The 20,707-nt window shown below is 55.9% G+C and carries 23 protein-coding genes; 11 read left to right on the forward strand and 12 right to left on the reverse strand.

Features of this window, described 5'->3' with window-relative positions:
- Positions 1-100 precede the first annotated feature (100 nt).
- On the forward strand, positions 101-844 hold the full coding sequence (locus tag ACR0NM_RS03295) for a heme-dependent oxidative N-demethylase family protein (protein ID WP_480613209.1): 744 nt from the start codon (positions 101-103) through the stop codon (positions 842-844).
- A gap of 36 nt (positions 845-880) precedes the next feature.
- On the opposite strand, the gene ACR0NM_RS03300 is transcribed toward ACR0NM_RS03295, so the two are convergent.
- The 5 genes from ACR0NM_RS03300 to ACR0NM_RS03320 all read right to left on the reverse strand — a co-directional run bounded on the left by ACR0NM_RS03300 (position 881) and on the right by ACR0NM_RS03320 (position 5,403).
- Positions 881-1,789 (reverse strand): hypothetical protein, encoded by a 909-nt coding sequence (locus tag ACR0NM_RS03300; protein WP_480613211.1) that lies wholly within the window; start codon positions 1,787-1,789, stop codon positions 881-883.
- A 197-nt stretch (positions 1,790-1,986) separates the two neighbouring features.
- Entirely contained in the window at positions 1,987-2,781 is a 795-nt protein-coding gene (locus ACR0NM_RS03305) for a lytic murein transglycosylase (RefSeq protein WP_170612388.1), read from the reverse strand.
- 67 nt (positions 2,782-2,848) lie between these two features.
- Positions 2,849-3,496 carry an MSMEG_1061 family FMN-dependent PPOX-type flavoprotein gene (locus ACR0NM_RS03310; RefSeq protein ID WP_480613213.1) on the reverse strand — a complete coding sequence of 216 codons (648 nt, stop codon included), beginning with the start codon at positions 3,494-3,496 and terminating at the stop codon, positions 2,849-2,851.
- Between the two features lie 128 nt (positions 3,497-3,624).
- On the reverse strand, positions 3,625-5,031 hold the full coding sequence (gene glnA / locus ACR0NM_RS03315; protein ID WP_170396436.1) for a type I glutamate--ammonia ligase: 1,407 nt from the start codon (positions 5,029-5,031) through the stop codon (positions 3,625-3,627).
- Positions 5,032-5,064: 33 nt separating this feature from the next.
- Positions 5,065-5,403, reverse strand: coding sequence for a P-II family nitrogen regulator (locus tag ACR0NM_RS03320; RefSeq protein ID WP_170422248.1), 339 nt, complete (start codon positions 5,401-5,403; stop codon positions 5,065-5,067).
- Positions 5,404-5,572: 169 nt separating this feature from the next.
- Here ACR0NM_RS03320 and ACR0NM_RS03325 point away from each other — a divergent pair, with 169 nt between their 5' ends.
- The 3 genes from ACR0NM_RS03325 (at position 5,573) to tig (ending at position 10,097) form a co-directional block, all read left to right on the forward strand.
- Positions 5,573-7,156, forward strand: coding sequence for an NAD(P)H-hydrate dehydratase (locus tag ACR0NM_RS03325; RefSeq protein WP_480613215.1), 1,584 nt, complete (start codon positions 5,573-5,575; stop codon positions 7,154-7,156).
- A gap of 300 nt (positions 7,157-7,456) precedes the next feature.
- The gene (locus ACR0NM_RS03330) at positions 7,457-8,581 is read left to right on the forward strand and encodes a porin (protein ID WP_480613217.1); all 1,125 of its coding nucleotides are present in this window, start codon (positions 7,457-7,459) and stop codon (positions 8,579-8,581) included.
- Between the two features lie 184 nt (positions 8,582-8,765).
- Entirely contained in the window at positions 8,766-10,097 is a 1,332-nt protein-coding gene (gene tig, locus ACR0NM_RS03335; protein ID WP_170396960.1) for a trigger factor, read from the forward strand.
- Between the two features lie 95 nt (positions 10,098-10,192).
- Here tig and ACR0NM_RS03340 read toward each other — a convergent pair whose 3' ends face one another.
- The 6 genes from ACR0NM_RS03340 to rpsF form a co-directional block, all read right to left on the reverse strand.
- Positions 10,193-11,047, reverse strand: a complete 855-nt coding sequence (locus tag ACR0NM_RS03340; protein WP_170396444.1) for an acyl-homoserine-lactone synthase — start codon at positions 11,045-11,047, stop codon at positions 10,193-10,195.
- Positions 11,048-11,166: 119 nt separating this feature from the next.
- Positions 11,167-11,868 carry an autoinducer binding domain-containing protein gene (locus ACR0NM_RS03345; protein WP_170396446.1) on the reverse strand — a complete coding sequence of 234 codons (702 nt, stop codon included), beginning with the start codon at positions 11,866-11,868 and terminating at the stop codon, positions 11,167-11,169.
- 278 nt (positions 11,869-12,146) lie between these two features.
- Entirely contained in the window at positions 12,147-12,632 is a 486-nt protein-coding gene (locus ACR0NM_RS03350; RefSeq protein ID WP_480561346.1) for a transglycosylase SLT domain-containing protein, read from the reverse strand.
- A 154-nt stretch (positions 12,633-12,786) separates the two neighbouring features.
- Complete coding sequence (gene rplI / locus ACR0NM_RS03355; RefSeq protein WP_480613219.1) at positions 12,787-13,407, reverse strand: 50S ribosomal protein L9; 621 nt, start codon at positions 13,405-13,407, stop codon at positions 12,787-12,789.
- A 12-nt stretch (positions 13,408-13,419) separates the two neighbouring features.
- Positions 13,420-13,647, reverse strand: a complete 228-nt coding sequence (rpsR, locus tag ACR0NM_RS03360) for a 30S ribosomal protein S18 (RefSeq protein WP_005608650.1) — start codon at positions 13,645-13,647, stop codon at positions 13,420-13,422.
- A 27-nt stretch (positions 13,648-13,674) separates the two neighbouring features.
- Complete coding sequence (rpsF, locus tag ACR0NM_RS03365; RefSeq protein ID WP_068332653.1) at positions 13,675-14,028, reverse strand: 30S ribosomal protein S6; 354 nt, start codon at positions 14,026-14,028, stop codon at positions 13,675-13,677.
- A 278-nt stretch (positions 14,029-14,306) separates the two neighbouring features.
- On the opposite strand from rpsF, the gene ACR0NM_RS03370 reads away from it, so the two are divergent.
- The gene (locus tag ACR0NM_RS03370; protein ID WP_480613221.1) at positions 14,307-14,816 is read left to right on the forward strand and encodes a hypothetical protein; all 510 of its coding nucleotides are present in this window, start codon (positions 14,307-14,309) and stop codon (positions 14,814-14,816) included.
- A gap of 126 nt (positions 14,817-14,942) precedes the next feature.
- Complete coding sequence (locus ACR0NM_RS03375) at positions 14,943-15,515, forward strand: YceI family protein (RefSeq protein ID WP_170396453.1); 573 nt, start codon at positions 14,943-14,945, stop codon at positions 15,513-15,515.
- A gap of 53 nt (positions 15,516-15,568) precedes the next feature.
- On the opposite strand, the gene ACR0NM_RS03380 is transcribed toward ACR0NM_RS03375, so the two are convergent.
- The gene (locus ACR0NM_RS03380; RefSeq protein ID WP_480613223.1) at positions 15,569-16,798 is read right to left on the reverse strand and encodes a cytochrome b/b6 domain-containing protein; all 1,230 of its coding nucleotides are present in this window, start codon (positions 16,796-16,798) and stop codon (positions 15,569-15,571) included.
- 172 nt (positions 16,799-16,970) lie between these two features.
- Here ACR0NM_RS03380 and fabD point away from each other — a divergent pair, with 172 nt between their 5' ends.
- The 5 genes from fabD (at position 16,971) to ACR0NM_RS03405 (ending at position 20,683) form a co-directional block, all read left to right on the forward strand.
- A complete protein-coding gene (gene fabD, locus ACR0NM_RS03385) occupies positions 16,971-17,909 on the forward strand; it encodes an ACP S-malonyltransferase (protein WP_480613225.1) in 939 nt (312 codons plus the stop codon).
- A gap of 44 nt (positions 17,910-17,953) precedes the next feature.
- Positions 17,954-18,691, forward strand: coding sequence for a 3-oxoacyl-[acyl-carrier-protein] reductase (gene fabG / locus ACR0NM_RS03390; RefSeq protein ID WP_170396459.1), 738 nt, complete (start codon positions 17,954-17,956; stop codon positions 18,689-18,691).
- Between the two features lie 210 nt (positions 18,692-18,901).
- The gene (locus ACR0NM_RS03395) at positions 18,902-19,135 is read left to right on the forward strand and encodes an acyl carrier protein (protein ID WP_008756330.1); all 234 of its coding nucleotides are present in this window, start codon (positions 18,902-18,904) and stop codon (positions 19,133-19,135) included.
- A gap of 141 nt (positions 19,136-19,276) precedes the next feature.
- A complete protein-coding gene (locus ACR0NM_RS03400) occupies positions 19,277-19,816 on the forward strand; it encodes a GNAT family N-acetyltransferase (RefSeq protein ID WP_170403143.1) in 540 nt (179 codons plus the stop codon).
- Between the two features lie 123 nt (positions 19,817-19,939).
- Positions 19,940-20,683 (forward strand): 1-(5-phosphoribosyl)-5-[(5-phosphoribosylamino)methylideneamino]imidazole-4-carboxamide isomerase, encoded by a 744-nt coding sequence (locus tag ACR0NM_RS03405; protein ID WP_170396463.1) that lies wholly within the window; start codon positions 19,940-19,942, stop codon positions 20,681-20,683.
- Positions 20,684-20,707: the final 24 nt, after the last annotated feature.

Consider the following 20,707-nt stretch of genomic DNA (forward strand, 5'->3'; position numbering starts at 1 on the left):
CCAACCTGCAAATCCAGATGCGCTGCGTCTTCTAGGTTTGCGACCGTCTTCTGGTCGCTTTTTGACCGACAGCGCCAGAGCAGGGTGTTATGCCTCGACTATGATCGTGATATTACAGCAAGCCATTCCCTATGATCCACTCGCCCTAAACCCGCTGCCTGGCATTAAGCCCGCGGACCCCAGGGCTTGGTTGCATCGCGACGATGCATTTTCTGCCCAGATGCAACGACGCGCGGCGCTGTTGACGCAGCAAAAACAGGATGTCTTGGCGCAAAGCCCCGAGGCGTTGGCACCCGCGCAGGAGTTGCTGGAACTGGTCATTCAGCAAGTTTATCCGAATGTCTCCGATCACGTTGTGCGGCCCGACGGTGTACGGGTTGAGGTTGACCGGGAACGCCCGTTGGAAACGCTATGCCATTTGGTACAAGAGGATTTCTGCATTCTGCAGAAACACGATGACGAGCATGTTTTGACTGGCGCGATCCTGTGCTTTCCTGCAAGCTGGATGCTGTCGGAAAAGTTCATGCGCCCGTTGATTGGGATCCATGAACCGGTTGACGCCTACGACGCCAATATTGCCCGCAGAGTTCAACGTTTGTTTGACGGCATTCAGCCCAACCGGCCACTCTGGCGGTTCAATGCGCTTTGGTACAATGATGCCGAATTGTTCCAACCGCGTAGTCTCATGCAGCGACGCACACCGCGGGATGAAAATTCGGCCCGATATCTGCGTAGTGAACGTCAGACTCTCTTGCGTTTACCTGAGACAAACGCGGTGGTGTTCGCGATCCACACTTATGTAATGGCCGCTGATCAGGTCCTTAAAATGGAAAACCCCGCCTGACGGCGGGGCCTCCAAGGAGGGTCTTGGGTAATTTGATTACATGCCAATCGCGCTTGCGACCTCGGCAAAAGCATTCGTAGCGTTCAGGCCAAAAATCGCTGTGGTAAAAGCCAGAACCTGAGTGTTGAGGCGGAAATCCTCACCCCGGATCAGATTGACTGCTGCCAGGGATATGGCAATCGGTGTCGATATGCTTGCCACAGCACCAGTCATGCCCCAGCTGGTCAGTCGCAGAATATCGCTTGGGCGTTCCGTTTCGTCCTCGGACTGGTGAATGTTGCCGGCGGGCAGGGGAGCATCAGCCTCGGTCCGGAAGGCGATACTGAGCAGTTGGTCGTCACTTAGCTTGATCGGACGCGGCTTGGCGTGTTTGGTCTGTGCATCTTCCGCATCAGGATCAGGCAGATCGAGCCCCGCAAATGGGCCGCTGACTGCTTCGAATATCTGCTTTCGGTTCCGGGCGTTGCGCGGCGCAATTGAATCAAAGGCACTCATGAATTGTTCGATGGTCAGAACGGTTTTGGGCGACAACCATTCGACACGACGGGTCGTGCAGATGTCGACCATTCGGTACAGGATCACCACAAGCATCAACTCGGATATTTCACTGTCATCGAGCAGTTTTGACACCGGACAAATCGAGATCGTCAGCCGGTTTCCCGGCAGGGTTACCGCAGCACGCGGCATAGTTTTGAGACCAGCGGTTCGATCCATCCGCTCATGGTGATTGTGATCTACTTGGGTTGGTTCCGAGTCCAATGTCAGACGCACGAGATATTGGCTGCTGACGATACTGGCCTCCGATGCGCTAAGAAGCGTCTTGCGCTCGACCAGATGGCCATAGTCACCCAGCGTCGTCGAGACGACCTCGCACATACGCTCAAGCGCGCCATCTGCCGACCCGTCAAACTGGAGCCCACCGTGGTAACTATGCTTTGCAGTCACAGCATGTTCCTTTGCTGTCATAATCTTCACAACAAATTAACAGGCGAAATGGCGCAAATTTTGACCAAAATGGAAAAAAGTCGAAATATTCCAAGATTGATTACGCTTTGGAAACCAAGAAAATCGGGGTTTCCTTAAAACTATGTGGCAACAATGTGGCCGAATTCAGGTGCTCTGACGTCAAGCCTATGACTGCCCTAGTTGTCGATTCGCGCCGCCATGATTGCAATGGATTGCTGGTAGACCGAGGCCGCATTCCATTGCTGTATGACCGCAAAATTCGGCTCTCCGGGTTGATAGCCGCGACCGGGCTTCCACCCTTTCTTACGTAGAAAATTCGCGGTCGAGGCGAGCGCGTCGGTCATGTTATAAAAATCGACCCGACCATCGCCCGTGGCGTCCACACCATAGGTCAGGGCGTTGCCGGGCAGGAACTGTGTATGCCCCAGCTCGCCATGTTTTGCCCCTTTTGTCGCCATCGTAAGGGTACCTTGGTCAACCAGTTTTAAGGCGCCGATAGCGTGCGGGATGAAGAATTCGGATCGGCGACAATCATAGGCTAATGTCGTGATTGCGGAAACAACCTGACTATCTCCCATGAAACCTCCAAAGCCGGTTTCCATGCCGTGAATGGCAATCAGCACACCCGCCGGTACGCCATATTGACGCTCGAGCGCGGCGTAAAACTGCGGATTGCGAGCTTTGCGCTTGCGCCCTTGCGCAACGATGGTGTTTGCCCCGCGCACCTGCATGAATTTCTCCAATGAGTATTTAAAGCTCTTCTGATTGCGATCCGCGGCAATCGTACGTGTTGCATATTGCGTTTGTGCGAGCGCTTGCAGACCCTTCTTTTTCACACCCGCTCGTTTGGCGGTTTTGGCAAAGTCGGCTTTCCAGGCCTCAAACCCGCTGCTGGTATTCCCACAAGGGGCGGACAGTGCCACCGAGGGCAGAAGGAACGCGAGTGCAGCGTAAAGGCGAAGACGAGGCATAGAGGAAATCCGAGTGCAAAAAAAACTACGCTCAGCCTAAGCCGAGTTCGACCTACCGCAAAGTGCTTTAATAGAGATCAAGCTCGTCTGTGCCTTTCAGGGATTCGAACCATTCATCCGGGGTTTTGTCGATCTTGGCATGTTTGACCATCATCGCGTTCATATTTGGCAGACTGGATGAGTCCGGCCATTCATCGGGTTGCCACAGGTTTGATCGAATGATGCATTTGGGGCAGTGCGCAAAGACGGTTTCGACATGGATCAACAGGGCCAGCTTGGGCACGCGTCCACCGACGGCCATGTTTGAAAGAAGTTCGGGATCTGCGCTAATTCTCGCGGATCCCCGCAGGCGCAGAGTTTCCAATTTTCCGGGGACAAAGAATATCACGCTGACGCGCTGATCTTTCAGCACATTATGAAACGTATCCACGCGCTTGTTCCCGGGCCGGTCCGGGATCGCAATCATCGAGTTCGAGAGCACCTGCACAAACCCCGCAGGATCGCCACGAGGCGAAATATCGAGATGCCCATCGGGATTGGCCGAAGCGATCAGGCAGAACGAGGACATGCCGATGAAGTCTCGACACATCTCATCAAGTGCAGGCAATTCCTTTGCAATGATCTGCGGCAAGGGTTGCCCGCAAATGCGTTCCAGATCTTTTTCCGAGGTTACAAGTCCTGAATACTCAGAAAAGGGATTGTCGCTTGCGGGCATGTGCTCTCTCCGCCTGATGTTGAGCTCAAATTTTGAAAGATCATCATCGATCCGTCAAATCTCGCGGAGATACAGAAAAAGGGGCGCCCGATGGGCGCCCCCTGAGAATTTTCGTCGAAAATTCTTAATCAGCAGCTGTAGTACATGCCGTACTCAACCGGGTGAGGTGTGTGCTCGTAGGTTTCTACCTCTTCCATCTTCAGCGCGATGTAGCCGTCGATCTGGTCTTTGGTGAACACGTCGCCTTGCAGCAGAAAGTCGTGATCAGATGCCAGCGCTTCCAGAGCTTCGCGCAGCGAGCCGCATACGGTCGGGATGTCGGCCAGTTCTTCGGCAGGAAGATCGTACAGGTTCTTGTCCATGGCTTCGCCCGGATCGATCTTGTTCTTGATGCCGTCCAGACCGGCCATCAGCAGCGCGGCGAACGCCAGATAGGGGTTTGCGGCCGGATCGGGGAAGCGGGCCTCGACGCGCTTGGCTTTCGGGCTTTCGGTCCACGGAATACGCACGCAGCCTGAACGGTTGCGGGCCGAATAGGCGCGCAAGACGGGGGCTTCGAACCCTGGGATCAGACGCTTGTAGCTGTTGGTTGCCGGGTTGGTGAAGGCGTTCAGCGTTTTGGCGTGTTTCAGGATGCCGCCGATGAAGTACAGCGCCTCATCAGACAGGTCGGCGTATTTGTCGCCCGCGAACAGCGGCTTGCCGTCTTTCCAGATCGACATGTTCACGTGCATACCGGTGCCGTTGTCACCTGCGATTGGCTTCGGCATAAAGGTCGCCGATTTGCCATAGGCATGTGCAACGTTGTGGATCACGTACTTGTATTTCTGAAGCTCGTCGGCCTGCTTGGTCAGGCTGTCGAATATCAGGCCCAGTTCGTGCTGACACGATGCAACCTCATGGTGGTGCTTGTCGACCTTCATGCCCAGACGTTTCATGGTCGACAGCATTTCCGAGCGCAGGTCCTGCGCTTCGTCAACGGGGTTTACGGGGAAGTAACCACCTTTGACTCCCGGACGATGGCCCATGTTGCCCATCTCGTATTCGGTGTCGGTGTTCCACGATGCATCAGTCGCATCAACTTCGTAGGATACCTTGTTGATACTGTTCGAGAAACGAACGTCATCAAAGAGGAAAAATTCGGCCTCAGGACCCATGTAGGCCACATCACCAATACCAGAAGCCTTCAGGTACGCTTCGGCTTTCTGAGCGGTGCCTCGCGGGTCACGTTCATAAGCTTCACCCGTGTCAGGCTCCACAACCGAGCAGTGCAGGCAGATGGTCTTTTCCGCATAGAACGGATCGACATAGGCGCTGTCGGTGTCGGGCATCAGTTTCATGTCGGAAGCTTCAATCGACTTCCAGCCCGCGATGGACGAACCGTCGAACATAAAGCCCTCTTCCAGGAAGTCCTCATCGACCTGATCGGACATGATGGTGACGTGCTGAAGTTTGCCGCGCGGGTCGGTAAAGCGGATGTCGACGTATTCGGCGTCTTCATCACGGATCAGCTGAAGAACTGCGTCCTTGCTCATACTATTTGTTCCTCTGATTTGAAGATTGCTGTGTTACAGGGCTTCCGAACCGGTTTCGCCGGTGCGGATACGAATGGCTTGTTCGATAGGTGAGACAAAGATTTTTCCGTCCCCGATCTTGTCGGTCTTTGCGGCGCCAACGATGGCTTCGATCGCAGCGTCAACCTGATCATCATCCAGCACGACTTCGACCTTTACCTTGGGTAGAAAGTCAACAACATATTCTGCGCCGCGATAAAGTTCGGTGTGACCTTTCTGGCGACCAAAGCCTTTCACCTCGACCACGCTGAGGCCCTGGACTCCCACGTCCTGCAGCGCCTCTTTCACTTCGTCCAGTTTGAACGGCTTGATGATCGCTTCGATCTTTTTCATTCCGGCTCACCTTGTATGGTTGTCTTGATGGCAATGATCACGTCTAAGATCGGGCGGCAATGGAACCGCGAATTTGGTCGCCTTGTGGTGCTGCGAAATCGTGCAACGGGTTAAATTTTGATCGATATGCACAAAATGTAATCGGAATTGAATCGCGTGGGGGCGCAATATGGCAGAGTTGCTGACAGCGGCACGGATGCGGACGATCGAAAAGTCCGCGATTGAGTCCGGTGACGTGAGCGGACTGGAGCTGATGGAGCGGGCGGGGCGCGGTGTTCTTCAAGCCGTATTTGAAGAATGGCCAGAGCTGCAGCGGGGGCCAGCCCCCGCACCCCCGAGGTATTTGGGGCCAGATGAAGAGGATCCGCTGCGTGCGGTAGTTCTTTGCGGGCCAGGAAATAATGGGGGGGATGGATTTGTTGTTGCACGCTTGCTGCGGGAGCGCGGCTGGGAGGTGGCGGCATTTCTTCTTGGTGATCCGGCGAAGCTGCCACCAGATGCGCGTGTGAATCATGACAGGTGGCGCGAATTGGGGGAGGTTCACCCATTTTCCGAAGTGTTTGCCGCGCATCAAGGGGCTGACCTTTATGTCGATGCGTTATTCGGGACGGGCTTACAGCGACCGCTTGAGGGTGATGTTCTAAAATGGGCAGAAATGACTGCCTCGGATCCAGCCATCGCCGAAAAGACAGTATCCGTTGATATGCCGTCTGGCCTGTGTTCCGATAGTGGGCGTGAGCTGGCCCCGGGGACCGCGACGGTTCAGGCCAGGCTCACGGTATCGTTTCATACTGCAAAGCTGGGGCATTATCTGGGGCTGGGGCCGGTCAGAAGTGGCCGATTGGTCGTCAAGGACATTGGTTTGGAGGAGGGAGTTCAGGGTGCGGTCAAACTAGTGACCACCCCGGATGCTGATTTTTCGAAGGCAACTGCCTTACACAAATATGCGCATGGGCATGCCTTGATTATTAGTGGAGGTGCGGGGGCAACCGGCGCAGCAAGGCTGGCGGCACGTGGTGCATTACGCATCGGGGCCGGATTGGTGACGCTGGGTGTTCCACCCTCGGCTCAGATGGAGGTTGCCAGCCATATCACTGCGCTGATGCTGCAGCGGGTCCAGAGCGGTGATGATCTGTTGGAAGTCCTGATGGATGCGCGGTTGAATGCACTATGCCTCGGTCCTGGATTGGGGCTGGCGCGTGCGCAGGAGCTGGTTCCTGCGGCGCTGGCCTCGGGGCGTCCCGCGTTGCTGGACGCGGATGCTTTGACGGCTTTTGCTGATGCGCCAGAGGTGCTGTTGGACATGCTCCATGACAGATGTGTTCTGACTCCGCACGGGGGCGAGTTTGCGCGATTGTTCCCGGAGATCACCGAAAAGCTCTCGGTCAAGCCGGGCAGAGGGCCGGCTTATTCCAAAGTGGATGCCGTGCGTGAGGCGGCCAAGCAGGCTGGCTGTGTGGTACTATACAAGGGCCCTGACACGGTGATTGCTGCACCGGATGGGCAATGTGCGATCAATGCGGCGCTGTTTGACCGGGCGGCGCCCTGGCTGGCGACAGCAGGGTCGGGCGATGTGCTTGCCGGGTTCATAACGGGACTACTGGCGCGGAGCTTCAACCCGATGGCTGCAGCCAAGACCGCAGCTTGGTTACATGTGGAATGCGCCAGGCAATTTGGGCCGGGGTTGATTGCTGAAGATCTGCCGGAACAAGTGCCAGCGGTATTCGCGCGGCTTGAAATCAATGGGTCATAGGCAAATATTGGCCGATCGCGGGTCAAAGCGGCAATGTTTCGCCTTATGATTTACCTGTGCGCATAACGGGTGTTTGCAAGCTGCAACACGCAGCGCAAGAATTGTCTTGCAGGTTAGCTGGGCGCTGCTTTCGAACTAGGTCAAAATATTGATTATAAAACGCTTTCCCTGAAGGTCCCCGCCTCCGCCTGTGGCAGAAATGCAATGCCGGGCTAATAAGCTTTAGCAATCATTGGAACCGTTAATCCAGGTGCGCATATCGGCAATATCAAAAAAACTGACCCATCTATGGTGAATGACATGACAGTGAATATTAAGCTGACTTCGATAGCAGCGGCGCTTGTCGCAACAACGGCAATCCCCGCCGCCGCCGAACTGAAATACGAAAACAACACGGGCGGTTATGTCCTGCTTTATGGTCAGTTGCACCCGGCCTTAATCTCGGTTGACGACGGTGAAGAGACCGAAACGCGCGTTCTGGACAATGACCTGTCAAACAGCCGCGTCGGTTTGGAACTGTTGCAGCCCTTCGGCAACAACGATTTCACCTTCCGTTTTGAAACCGGGCTTGGTCTGCCGAGCTCGAGCGAGTGGAACCAGCTGGGCACAGATTTCAGCGGCTGGACCCGTGAAGATATCCGTCACGTGGATTTCGCACTTGCCGGTGACTGGGGTAAATTCTCGGCCGGTCAGGGCAGCATGGTGGCCGATGGCGCTGCCGAAGTGGATCTGTCTTACGTTGGAACTGCGCTGTATTCCTTTACCAACGATGAAAATGGCGGGTTCTTCTATCGCGGTACTGACGGTTTGCTGAGCGACATCACCGTTGGCGATTCCAGCAGCAACTTTGACGGTGCGCGCCGTGGCCGCGTTCGGTATGACACGCCGGAGTTCAGCGGTTTTAAGGCCGGCATCGCCTATGGTCAGAACATTCTGTCCAGCAGCGATGACGATGACTATTACGATATCGGCCTTCGCTATAACAACACCTTCGGCGGCGGGGTTGAATTTGCAGCGGCGGTTGCATACTCGGTGCGCTCGGCTGACGATGGATCGGGGGACCGCAAGGATACGATCGGGTCGGCCTCGGTTATGCTGCAAAACGGCCTGAGCTTCACCGTAGCCGCCGGGACGCGGGACAATGACGCGGATGGTGCGTCTGACCCGAACTACTTCTACGGCAAGATTGCCTATGAGGATCAGTGGGTATCCTGGGGTAAAACCGGTATCGGGATCGACTATTACTCGGGCTCGGACTTCGTAAATGACGGTTCCAGCACCGATGCTTGGGGCATCGCTGTTGTTCAGCGTATCGACAGCATCAACACAGATGCGTATCTGAAATACCGCAATCACGATTTCGAAGATGGCGCTTCGTTCGACAACAACGAGGCGTGGGTGCTGGGGGCCCGCTGGAGGTTCTGATTTCTCAGCTTTCGATGATCGAACGCTCCGGCCTGTGCCGGGGCGTTTTTTCGTCTGTAATAGGGGTAAAACCAGCCTGAAAGGGCCTTTGCCTCTTGCGCGCAGGCGGCTGTGCAAATAGAAGGCGTCAAATTTGCCCGGCGCGCCCGTTTTGCGCGCCCCGAATCCTATGGGGACTACCAAAATGCAGGTTACCGAGACGCTGAACGAAGGTCTGAAGCGCGGCTACAACATCGTTGTGACCGCAGCCGAGCTGGACGACAAGGTCAACGAGAAACTGACCGAAGCGCAGCCCGAGGTTGAAATGAAGGGTTTCCGCAAAGGCAAGGTGCCGATGGCTCTGCTGAAAAAGCAGTTCGGCCAGCGCCTGCTTGGCGAAGCGATGCAGGAAACCATCGACGGTGCGATGAACAAGCACTTTGAAGACAGCGGTGAGCGTCCTGCGCTGCAGCCCGAGGTCAAGATGACCAATGAGGACTGGAAAGAAGGCGACGATGTCGAGGTCGCGATGTCCTACGAAGCGCTGCCTGAGATTCCCGAGGTCGACCTGAAATCGGTCGAGCTGGAGAAGCTGGTTGTCAAAGCTGATGACGCAGCCGTTGAAGAAGCGCTGAACAACCTGGCCGAGACCGCTCAGAACTTCAAAGCGCGCCGTAAGGGTTCCAAAGCCAAAGATGGCGACCAGATCGTGTTCGACTTTGTTGGTAAGGTTGACGGCGAAGAGTTCGAAGGCGGATCGGCCGAGGACTACCCGCTGGTTCTGGGCTCGAACAGCTTCATCCCCGGCTTTGAAGAGCAGTTGGTTGGTGTGAAGGCCGAGGAAGAAAAAGACGTCAACGTCACCTTCCCCGAAGAATACGGTGCTGAGCATCTGGCCGGCAAAGACGCCGTTTTCACCTGCACCATCAAAGAGGTGAAAGAGCCGGTCGCGGCTGAGGTCGACGACGAGTTGGCCAAGAAATTTGGTGCCGAAGATCTGGCTGGGTTGAAGGCACAGATCGCCGAGCGTCTGGAAGCCGAATATGCTGGTGCGTCCCGTGCAGTTATGAAGCGCGCTTTGTTGGACGTGCTGGACGAGAAAGTCTCGTTCGACCTGCCGCCGTCACTGGTAGAAGCCGAAGCCAAGCAGATCGCACACCAGCTGTGGCACGAGGAAAACCCTGACGTTGAAGGTCACGATCACGATCCGATCGAACCAACCGACGAGCATAACAAGCTTGCCGAACGCCGCGTGCGTCTGGGCCTGCTGCTTGCCGAACTGGGCCAGAAGGCCGAGGTTGAAGTGACCGACTCGGAAATGACACAAGCGATCATGAACCAGGCGCGTCAGTACCCGGGCCAGGAGCGCCAGTTCTTTGAATTTGTGCAGCAGAACGCCCAAATGCAGCAGCAGCTGCGTGCGCCTATCTTTGAAGACAAGGTTGTCGACTACGTCTTCGAACTGGCTCAGGTTGCGGACAAAGAAGTCAGCAAGGACGATCTGCAAAAAGCCGTTGAGGCACTGGAAGAGGAATAATCCTCTTCCTTCCCCCATTAGGGGTTAAAAAAAAGCGGAGCCGTCTCGAATTAGACGGCTCCGCATGGGTGGCTTTGTACTATGAGGTGAGGGGGTCAGGCCTCATGAGCAAAAGCACGGGGGGTCTGTAACAGAGCGGTCTTCTGCTCTGGGGTGAATGTGTCGGACAGCGCTTCGATCAGTTTCAGCACTGCCTGCCTTTCTTCTTCCGTCTTGGCCGCACTCATCTGTTCGACAAAGTACTTCTCAAGATCGGTGAGCGGCTTGTGGTCACGATTTGCCGGGCTGAGTTTGGCGGCCTTTTTGGCCTCGAAGAACTCCAACGCCTTTTCTTCTTCGATAAAGACATCGTGGTGAATGTCTGCGAATTCGCGAAGACCCGAAATCCTTTCTTCTGTGCAATCCAGCAACGCCGCCATGGCCGGTACCTTGCCCATCGGAACGGTTTCGCCCACATAGTCGTAAGGCGCACAGTTCGAGCGTTTGAGAACGCGGTTCATAACCGGGTCAATCACGGTGATGATGTCCTGGATACCCGCACTACGGCAGTATTCCAGAGATCCGATCATCAGCTCACAGGTCGCGTAAGAAACCGAGTTCTTCTCTTTTCCTCGGGTCAGTCGCTGCGTGTCGACGCAGAAGCGGGTGGATTCCCACATGGTCGCGCTGCGCATCGGCGCTTCGCCGCATAAGATATCCGAGAACACATCTGAAAGCATGTGCGGGCCGGTGGTCTGGAGTGCACGTACTGCGGCTACGACGTTCCCCTCATCGTCGAGACCAATTACGTATGCAGGATCCAGGTGATCGAACTGATCGATTTCCTTGCCGTCTTCGATGTGGACGTCCCATCCAAGTCGTCCACCAAAAACCCGAGCGCGCAGTTCGAACATATCGTCAAGAACTTCGGTGAACAGATGTCTGTTCAGCCCATCAACTACCAAAATCATGTTAACCCCCTTCGAGTGATCTGTCTGTGGATAAGACGTTACCCGGTTTCCACAGCGAATCTATTGGGGGTTTCCCGTAATATTGGCTTTTTTTAGCCCAATTTCGGCAAAATTTGGCTTTATCCTGGGTAGATTAAGCCGATTCCGATGGCCCGACCGACAGCCTGCGGAGTCGTCAGTGCATTAAGCTTTTCGCGAGAAGAGCGCAAGTGCACCTCAACCGTGCGGTGCGAAATCGACAGGATATCGCCGATATCTTGTTGCGATTTACCCGCTGCGGCCCATTGCAAAATCTCCAATTCTCGGCTGGAGAGGGTCGGGTGGTACAGCATCCGGCTGATCGTATCCGATGTCATGACATTGTCATGGATGTGTACGGCCAATGATTGCAGGTCACTTATCACGTTGGGCACCAGTTTCTTCCACTCATCCCGGCTGCACTCGCGCACTGCGCTAAGCAAGCCGATATCTCCGTACGGCCCGCGGACCGGAATCGTAATGCCTTGATCTGGAATGCCAAAATCATGTGCATCGCGAAAAACGCGCTGGAAATCTTTACCGCGTTCCAGACGGCTCCAGTCGACCGGAGCGATACTGCGCTGGCTCATGTGCAGCGTCGGATCGATCAGGTGCAGGCCTTGCTCTTGATAGTGGGTTTTCCAGTCGTCCCCATAAGTCACATGGCCGTGAATCGTACCTGCAGCAGGATTCATACCCGCATAGGCTGCGTGGTCCATTTCATATTTGTCACAGACCTGACGCAGGAACTCGTCATACCGAGTATCCTGTTCGGGAAGAGTGCTGAGATCAACAATATCCATACGGTAACGACCAGTTAGACCCGAGTGAGCGGGCGGATCCCCTTGGCCAGGAAAATGATACTGTCTTCCCTGACGTCAAGCAGGACACCACATTTCGCTTGTCAAGACAAGAAGATGTGGGAAATGTCTGCCTTTTATAGGTAAATGTGCCTTTCGGGCACACAATTACGCACCTTTAAAAGATTTAACGTCAGAGTTGTGCAGTAGGTCATGGGATTCGCCGTGGCATTTCGAAGGTTATGTATGTGCATTACAATCGAAATGCGAATTAAACATGCCTATTCTGTGGCAGAAACCAGACCCGTCTCGACGAGCATGCCCCTGGCCTTTGCTTCGGGCCAATATCCTTTGGCATAAAGAAAGATGGCACGCTGCTGATCTCCATCAGACAAAAGCCAGGCGCCTCGCAGGTATTTTCCGGCAAACTCCAGATTGGTATCGGCGTCCAGCAGGCCTTTGGCATTTCCAGTATAACCCATTGATCGCGCAGTGGCCGGGAGGATTTGCAGAAGCCCATAATAGGGGCGGTTCACCGCCCACGGCCGATGTGTGCTTTCACGGATCGCCAGCTTGTGCACCAACTCCCGCGGGAGCTCGTAGTGGTCAGCCCATTTATTGATCGAAACGCGAAGCTCGGGTGTTTCATTGGGGTAGAGGGGGGGATCGAACGTATCGCCGGAACCCGAGCTGCCAGGACTGCCACAAGCTGCAAGCGGTGCCATAAGCAACAAGGTTAAGACGCGGCGACGAAGGAGGGGGGTCATCAAAATACTCCTGATTGCGAATGGCGATGATATGAAACCCTCGCCGGTCTGCAAGGCCAGGCGAACAATCGGGCCGAATTTTGCTTGCGATGTAACAAAAAGAAAAAAGAGCCGCGTAAAAGCGCGGCCCTTTGATATTGGATATGCAGCCAGATCAGGCTTTTGCTTCGTCTTCTTCGACCGGAGCTTCTTCGGCAACCAGATCTTCGTCTTCCGAAGCGGCAGAGCCTATGTCGTCGAACAGCTCGGCGATCTCGAATTCGGCGGTGGCTTCTTCTTCAGCAGCCAGTTCCTGGATCGATTTGCCCGATGCCTGCAGTTCGGCTTCTTCTTCCGAACGTGCGACGTTCATTTTGATCTCGACTTCTACCTCGGGGTGCAGGTTGACTGCGACCGAGTGCAGACCCAGTTCCTTAATCGGAGCGATCAGGGCAATCTGTTTCTTGTCGACGGTGAAGCCAGCTTCGGTTGCGGCGTCTGCGGCATCACGCGGGGTGACCGAACCGTACAGAGCGCCGGCATCCGATGCCGAACGAATCACGATGAACTGCTGACCGTCCAGCTTTTCAGCCAGCGCTTCAGCTTCTTTCTTGGTTTCCAGGTTGCGTGCCTCAAGCTGGGCTTTCTGGGCTTCGAACGACGCGATGTTGGCGTTCGATGCGCTCAGCGCTTTGCCTTGGGGCAGCAGGAAGTTGCGGGCGTAGCCGGGCTTGACGTCAACGACGTCGCCCATCTGACCCAGTTTCGCAACGCGTTCCAGAAGGATAACTTGCATGTCAGTCTCTCCTTACTTCACGGCGTAGGGCAGCAGGGCGAGGAAGCGGGCGCGCTTGATAGCACGGGCCAGTTCACGCTGCTTTTTCGCCGAAACGGCGGTGATGCGCGAAGGTACGATCTTGCCACGCTCAGAGATGTAGCGCTGCAGCAGACGAGTGTCTTTGTAGTCGATTTTCGGCGCGTTCTCACCCGAGAACGGGCAGACCTTGCGGCGGCGGAAAAATGGTTTTGCGGCCATGGTTTATGTCCTTTCGTCAGGCGTTGATCAGCGGCGCTCGCGGCGGCCTTCGCGCTCATCGCGCTTCTGCATCTGGACCGAGGGGCCCTCGGCATGCTCGTCGACCTTGATGGTCAGAACGCGCATCACGTCATCATGCAGGCGCATCAGGCGTTCCATTTCCTGAACCGCACCCGAAGGGGCATCGGTTTTCAGGAAGGCATAGTGGCCTTTGCGGTTCTTGTTGATCTTGTAAGCCATCGTCTTGACGCCCCAGTACTCGCTTTCGACGACGTTGCCGCCGTTGTCAGCCAGAACTGTGCCGAAATGTTCGACAAGGCTTTCTGCCTGCGCGTTGGACAAATCCTGACGCGCGATCATTACATGCTCATACAGTGGCATGTGCACTCCTGTTTATATCAAGGCGCATTTCAAAGGCGGGGCCATATGGTCCTTCGCGACCCTGCCACGAGAGGCTGCGCGATTCATAACTCCTGCGAAGGATGGCTCCGTATACACGTTTGAGCGGGCGGGGCAAGCCCTGCCACATATGCCTTTGTGAAGTCGCCCTATTTCCACTGGTGCGCCCAATTCCTGACGCTTTTCGCCCCGAGGTTGTTCATGAAGCCGGGAGAACCCGGTAGATTGGAAAACATAGACAGGGCAAGACAATGGCCGTCATGAACACAAACACTTTTGAACAATCGACGCCTGCCGCGATATTTGATAAATCCGTGCCCGTTCTGATTACGTTTGCACCGAATTGGCGGGCGCGGATGTTTCTTCTGCGTGCCGTTGGTGTCTTTCTGATCGTGTCGGCCTTTTCGATGTGGTTGATGCCGGGTTCGGTTATGGGAGCCGAGGTTTGGCCTATCAAGTTGGTCGCTTCGCTGATGTTCCTGATTGTTGGCGTCAGCCTGCTGACCATCGAGGTGATGGATGCGCGCCCAGACGCCTATTTTGACCCAATCCGCCGCGAGGTTCGCATTCTGCAGAAAAACGAAAACGGTCGGCCGCAAACGGTATTGCGCCGCAGCTACGACTCGCTGGGTGGCGCGCGTTTCGCTGACGACCAGGTCGAACTGTACGATGTAGACGGAAGCCTGCTGATGAAGCTGCCACTGGAATCGGCGGATGTTGGCTCAGCGCTCAAAGGTCAACTCAGCCAAAACGTAACAATTTTCGCCTGATTTTTATTCTGTTCAAAAAGGAACAGAAGTTGTGAATCAAAAAAACTTGTGTGCTGCCCTTGGGCAGCACATTTTTGTTATCGAGCAACCCATTCGGTTTGCATTCACAAATTTGCGGAGATTGTCATGAAATCCACCCTTCTTGCTGCTGCTTTGGCCGTATCAGCGACCTCGGCGTTTGCCAGCGCCGAGAAATACGTTCTGGACCCCAGCCACAGCCAGGTCATCTTCAGCTATAACCACCTTGGCTTTTCGACCACCACGGGCATGTTTTCGGGCTTTGAGGGCGAAATCATGTTTGATCAGGAAGACCCGGCAGCATCGAGCGTGACTGTTTCGATGCCGGTCGTTGAGATGATCACCGGTTGGAAACCGCGCGAAGATCACTTCATGACCGAAGATTTCTTTGGCGCAGCCGAAGGTGATCTGGTGACCTTCACTTCAACTGGTATTGAGGTCACTGGCGAAAACACAGCCAACATCACCGGTGATCTGACCATGAATGGTGTCACCAAATCCGTGGTTCTGGATGCCAAGCTTAACCAGGTGGGTGAGCACCCGATGGCGGGCAAGCCATGGGCCGGATTTGACGCCACCACAACGCTGGTGCGCAGCGATTTTGATTTGGGCCAATTCGCTCCATTCGTGGGTGATGAGGTCGAGGTCAAGATTTCGATCGAGGCACAGAAGGCCGACTAATCCCTTCATGATCCCAAAAAGAAACCGTCGGGGTTATGCGCCCCGGCGGTTTTTTATTTGTTGTCGCGTTCTGCCGTCAATTCGACTGCCACGATAACCGTGAACCCCAACGAATCTTCGGTGGGTTGCGATGTTCCAACGTCGAAATCCATTCGGTTGAGTTCCAGATTCCCCGACATCGTCGCTGCATCGTCGGCCAGTTCCAGCGTAAATGGCAGGACGACATCGATAGATTTGTCCCGGATTGTCAGAGGTCCTCGCGCCTCATAACCCGCATCCGTTTTGAACAGGTCGGCCTTAAATTGAGCCGTAGGAAACTGCGCACTGTCAAAGAAATCCGCACCCATCGCTTGGTCGGTGACTGTGCCGAGGCTGAGTGAGCCAATGGCAATCGTTACATCGACGGAACCGGCCAATCCCGGCTCGGCGGGATCCTCAAACGCTATCGCTGCAGTCCAGTCAGCAAACTCGCCGCTTACGGGACTGCCCAATTGCGAGATAGTAATCGACAGGTATCCGTCTTCGACCTCCCATTCCGATTGAACTTGCGCAAGTTCGGCCGTGTCTTCGGATGCTTTGGACTGGTCGTCAAAGACACCGGTGGACCAACCTCCGACCAGCACCGCGCCCCAGATTGCCAAGGCGGCGAAGGCGGGAACAATGGAATGGTGCTGTGCCGGGGGTTCCGGCGCGTCCGATTGGCCGGGCAGCATACGGCGCAGGGTACTGTCTTTGTCCACGACATGGTGTTTCAGCGCGCCCGCTATGTGCAGCACGAGCGCCACACCCAGGGCCCAGACGAAAAGCCAATGCAGGCTGGCGCTGATGTCGGCAAGGAAAGCTGACTTCGGAACAAGCGGCAGGTTCTGGCCAAGGGGCCATAGGATCGGCGCGAAGCCGTCGGTGGCGGCGTGGTGAATCCAGCCGCTGAGCGGAGCCAGAACAAGCGAGCCGTACAGCAGCCAGTGCACAGTTTCGGCGGCGAAGGCCTCGGGTTTGTTTTCAGCGTTCAGCAAGCCCGGCTTCGTCTGGGTAACAGCCCAAAGGATTCGGGCCAGTGCGACGAAGAACACGGTAACACCAATGGTTTTGTGCAGTGAAAACAGCTGGGCGGCGCGGGCGATATCATCCTCGGTCGTGGGAATGCTCGGATCGTAAATCGCATGGGCCAATTGGTTCGCGAACCAGCCCAGCGGCAGAGCCGTCAGGATCAGTAGCGCGGTCAGCCAGTGAAATGCTTTGGTTACACCACCATAGCTGGACCGGGTGTTGGTAAGGGGCATCGATTGGCTCTCCGAGTTTCTGAATTGAGGGTAAGTTAAATGGATGCCGTGTGGACACAAGACAGAGAAATGCACAGTAAAGGTGTCCTGATGCAGAACGCAGGCAATGCTTGTGCCGCACCGATTGTCAGTTTAAACCCCGCCGAAATCTGACGTCACGCAAGAGGCACCAATGACACGCGCGTTTGTTTTCCCCGGGCAGGGCGCCCAGACCATCGGAATGGGCAAGGCCTTGGCTGAGGCATATCCAGCCGCCCGCGCCGTTTTCGATGAGGTCGATGAGGCCTTGGGCGAAAAACTGAGCGATCTGATCTGGGACGGCGATATCGCAGAGCTGACCCTGACTCAGAATGCACAGCCCGCGCTGATGGCAACCTCGATGGCCGCAATACGCGCACTTGAGGCCGAAGGCGTTTCGATTTCAATGGCATCTTATGTGGCGGGTCACTCGCTGGGTGAATACTCGGCGCTGGCTGCGGCCGGAGCCTTGACGGTTGCCGATACTGCCCGCCTGCTGCGGACGCGCGGGCAGGCGATGCAAAGTGCAGTGCCGGTGGGCGAGGGCGCAATGGCCGCCATTCTGGGGCTCGATCTTGAAGCGGTGCGCGCCGTTGCGGAAGAGGCCGCGCAAGATGAGGTCTGTCAGGCTGCCAATGACAACGACCCGACCCAGGTTGTTGTGTCTGGTTCAAAGGCCGCTGTTGAGCGCGCAGCCGAGATCGCCAAGGAAAAAGGTGCCAAGCGTGCAATTATGTTGCCGGTAAGTGCTCCATTTCACTGTGCGCTGATGCAGCCTGCGGCAGATGTAATGGCAGAGGCTTTGGCCTCGGTTGAAATCAAAGCGCCTGCCGTGCCTTTGGTTGCGAATGTTCGCGCCGAAGCTGTGGCTGATCCAGATATGATCCGTCAGTTGCTGGTGGAACAGGTCACCGGCTCGGTTCGGTGGCGTGAGAGCGTACAGTACATGGTCGCGCAGGGTGTGACCGAAGCGTGGGAGATCGGCGCGGGCAAAGCTTTGTCGGGCATGATCCGCAAGATCGACCGTGCTCTGGTCTGCACAGCGGTCGGGACGCCTGAAGATGTACAAAAAGCCGTTAACCCCGGCGCATGAACAAGGGACAGCCGCCGGATTCGGCGGCCAGAGAGGAAACATAGATGTTTGATTTGACAGGTAAGAATGCGCTAATCACCGGTGCTTCGGGTGGTATTGGCGGCGATATCGCCCGCGCGCTTTACGACGCTGGTGCAACTGTTGGCCTTTCCGGAACGCGCGTGGAGCCTCTGCAAGCTCTGGCCGACAGCCTTGGCGATCGTGCGCATGTCTTGCCGTGTAACCTGAGCGATCCCGAAGCCGTCGAGGCCCTGCCGAAACAAGCGGCTGAGGCGATGGGCTCGGTTGATATTCTGGTGAACAACGCAGGCATCACACGCGATAACCTGTTCATGCGCATGTCGGATGAAGAATGGCAGAGCGTGATCGACGTGAACATGACCGCAACGATGAAGCTGTGCAAAGGCGTGATCAGGGGCATGATGAAGGCGCGCTGGGGTCGGATCGTCAATGTCTCGTCCGTTGTGGCTGCGATCGGAAACCCAGGGCAGGCGAACTATGCTGCCTCCAAGGCCGGCATGATCGGCTTTTCCAAGGCGCTGGCGCATGAGGTTGCGACCCGTGGCATTACCGTTAATGCGGTTGCGCCGGGCTTTATCACCACCGCGATGACCGAGAAGCTGACGGATGAGCAAAAGAAGGGTCTGCTGCTCAAGGTTCCGGCCGGTCGTATGGGTGATCCGCAGGAAATCGCAGCCGCTGTGCTGTATCTGGCAAGCCCTGAAGCAGGTTATGTTACCGGAAGCACCTTGCATGTGAATGGCGGTATGGCCATGTTGTAATCGCAATTCAGGGTGGGCGCGAAAGCGTTTGCCTTGTGCGTTGTCTGTGCTATAGGCGGCGCATATGCGCAGGAACCGGTCCAAGGGCCGGTTCTCTGATTTCCCGGGGACCCGGGACCCAAACCGCCCGGAAAGGGCAAAACAAGTCCACCCCGAACGGGCAAGGGCAGAACCGGGCGGACAGCCCTGAAATTGAAATGAGGAATAGACATGAGCGACGTCGCAGATCGCGTAAAGAAGATCGTTGTTGAGCACCTGGGTGTTGAAGAGGACAAGGTTGCCGAAAACGCCTCGTTCATCGACGATCTGGGCGCAGACAGCCTGGACACCGTTGAGCTGGTAATGGCGTTCGAAGAAGAGTTCGGCATCGAGATTCCGGACGACGCAGCCGAGACCATCCAGACCTTTGGCGACGCGGTCAAATTCATCAGCGAAGCTTCCTAAGCTGACCTGACTGAGACAAAAACGGCGCTTCCGGGCAACGGAAGCGCCGTTTTTTTATGCTCTGCCACATTTCGCGCTTGCTTTGAGGCGTTGAGGCTCCGCACTCTGACACCTGAGGCAAGTTTCTGAGCGGGCAAGGGCATGATAAGATCCACCCCGATGATCAACACGGCGCGTCTGACCTTGTGTGCAATGCGCCCCGAAGATTTCAACCGGTTCGCCGAAATCTGGCGCGACCCCGAGGTTGTACGCCATATTGGAGGCACCCCGAAAACGCGCGGCGAGGCGTGGGATTCTTTCCTGCGCAACGCTGGACATTGGCAGATGACCGGGTTCGGTCAATGGGGTGTGATGCTGCAGTCGAATCGTACTCTGATCGGGCAAGCCGGGTTCTTTTATGGCAACCGGTCCCTGGGCGATGATTTTGATGGTTTTCCCGAAGCCGGCTGGGTTCTGGCCCCGGACATGCAGGGGCAAGGATACGGGTGTGAGGCCGCGCAGGCGGCGCACGACTGGTTCGACCGGATCATTCCGGGCCCGTTGGTTGCGCTGATCGACGCGGACCATGCAGCCTCACAGCGATTGGCTGAAAAGCTGGGCTACAAGCTGTTGCGCGAAGCTGAATACCGCGACACCCCCGTTCATCTGTTTCGCCGTGACGGACCTCCGACACGGGTGTGAAACGCATTGGGCAGTGCGATGCCGCAAAATGGACGAGCTTTGCCGATCTTGTGAAATAAAGCGGCAAACTGAGACTCTATGCTATCGTGGAATTACGGAATGATTCAGCGGAGGATATGAATCATGATGATTTACCCCACGATGGAGTTGCAGAACGGTCGGTGCGTTACGCTGGACAAGGGGCGTCTGGATGAAGCGATGATCTGGCATGTCGATCCGGTCGAGACCGCGCGCGGCTGGTCTGCGGCTGGAGCGGAATGGATGCAGCTTACGGATTTTGATGCGATCGAAGGCCGGGATACCAATTCCGAACTGATCGAAGAAATCATTCGCTCCTCTGAAATGTCAGTGCAGTTGGCAGGGGGGATGCGGACCCGCGAGCATGTTGAACATTGGATCAATAAAGGGGCTGGCCGAATCGTGATTGGCACACTTGCGGCTTGGGACCCGCAATTGGTTAAGGAATTGGCTAAGCTTTATCCCGATCAGATCGTGTTGGCGGTCGATGTTTGGCAAGGGCAAGTGATGACCGAAGGTTGGCGCAGCCAAAGTGCGTTTACCCCGGAAGCCTTCATCGAAGCTTTCGCGGATACGCCGCTTGCAGCAATTTTGGTGACCGATATCGATAGCGATATGGAAGACGTCGAGGCGCAGCTGGGTCTGATTTCAGGACTGGCCGAAAAATCGCGTACACCGATCATAGCCAGCGGTGTCGTGCGTACCAGCGACGATATATCTCGTCTCGCCTATATCTCGAATATTTCGGGTGCGATCGTTGGCCGGGCACTGTTCCGCAAGTCCGTCGATCTGTCCGAAGCATTGGAGGTCGCCCAATCGGCACACGAGCCAGTCGCCGAGTTCCAGTAAACTTCAGTACCAGACGACCCGCCT

Source organism: Ruegeria sp. AF2 (assembly GCF_056542025.1).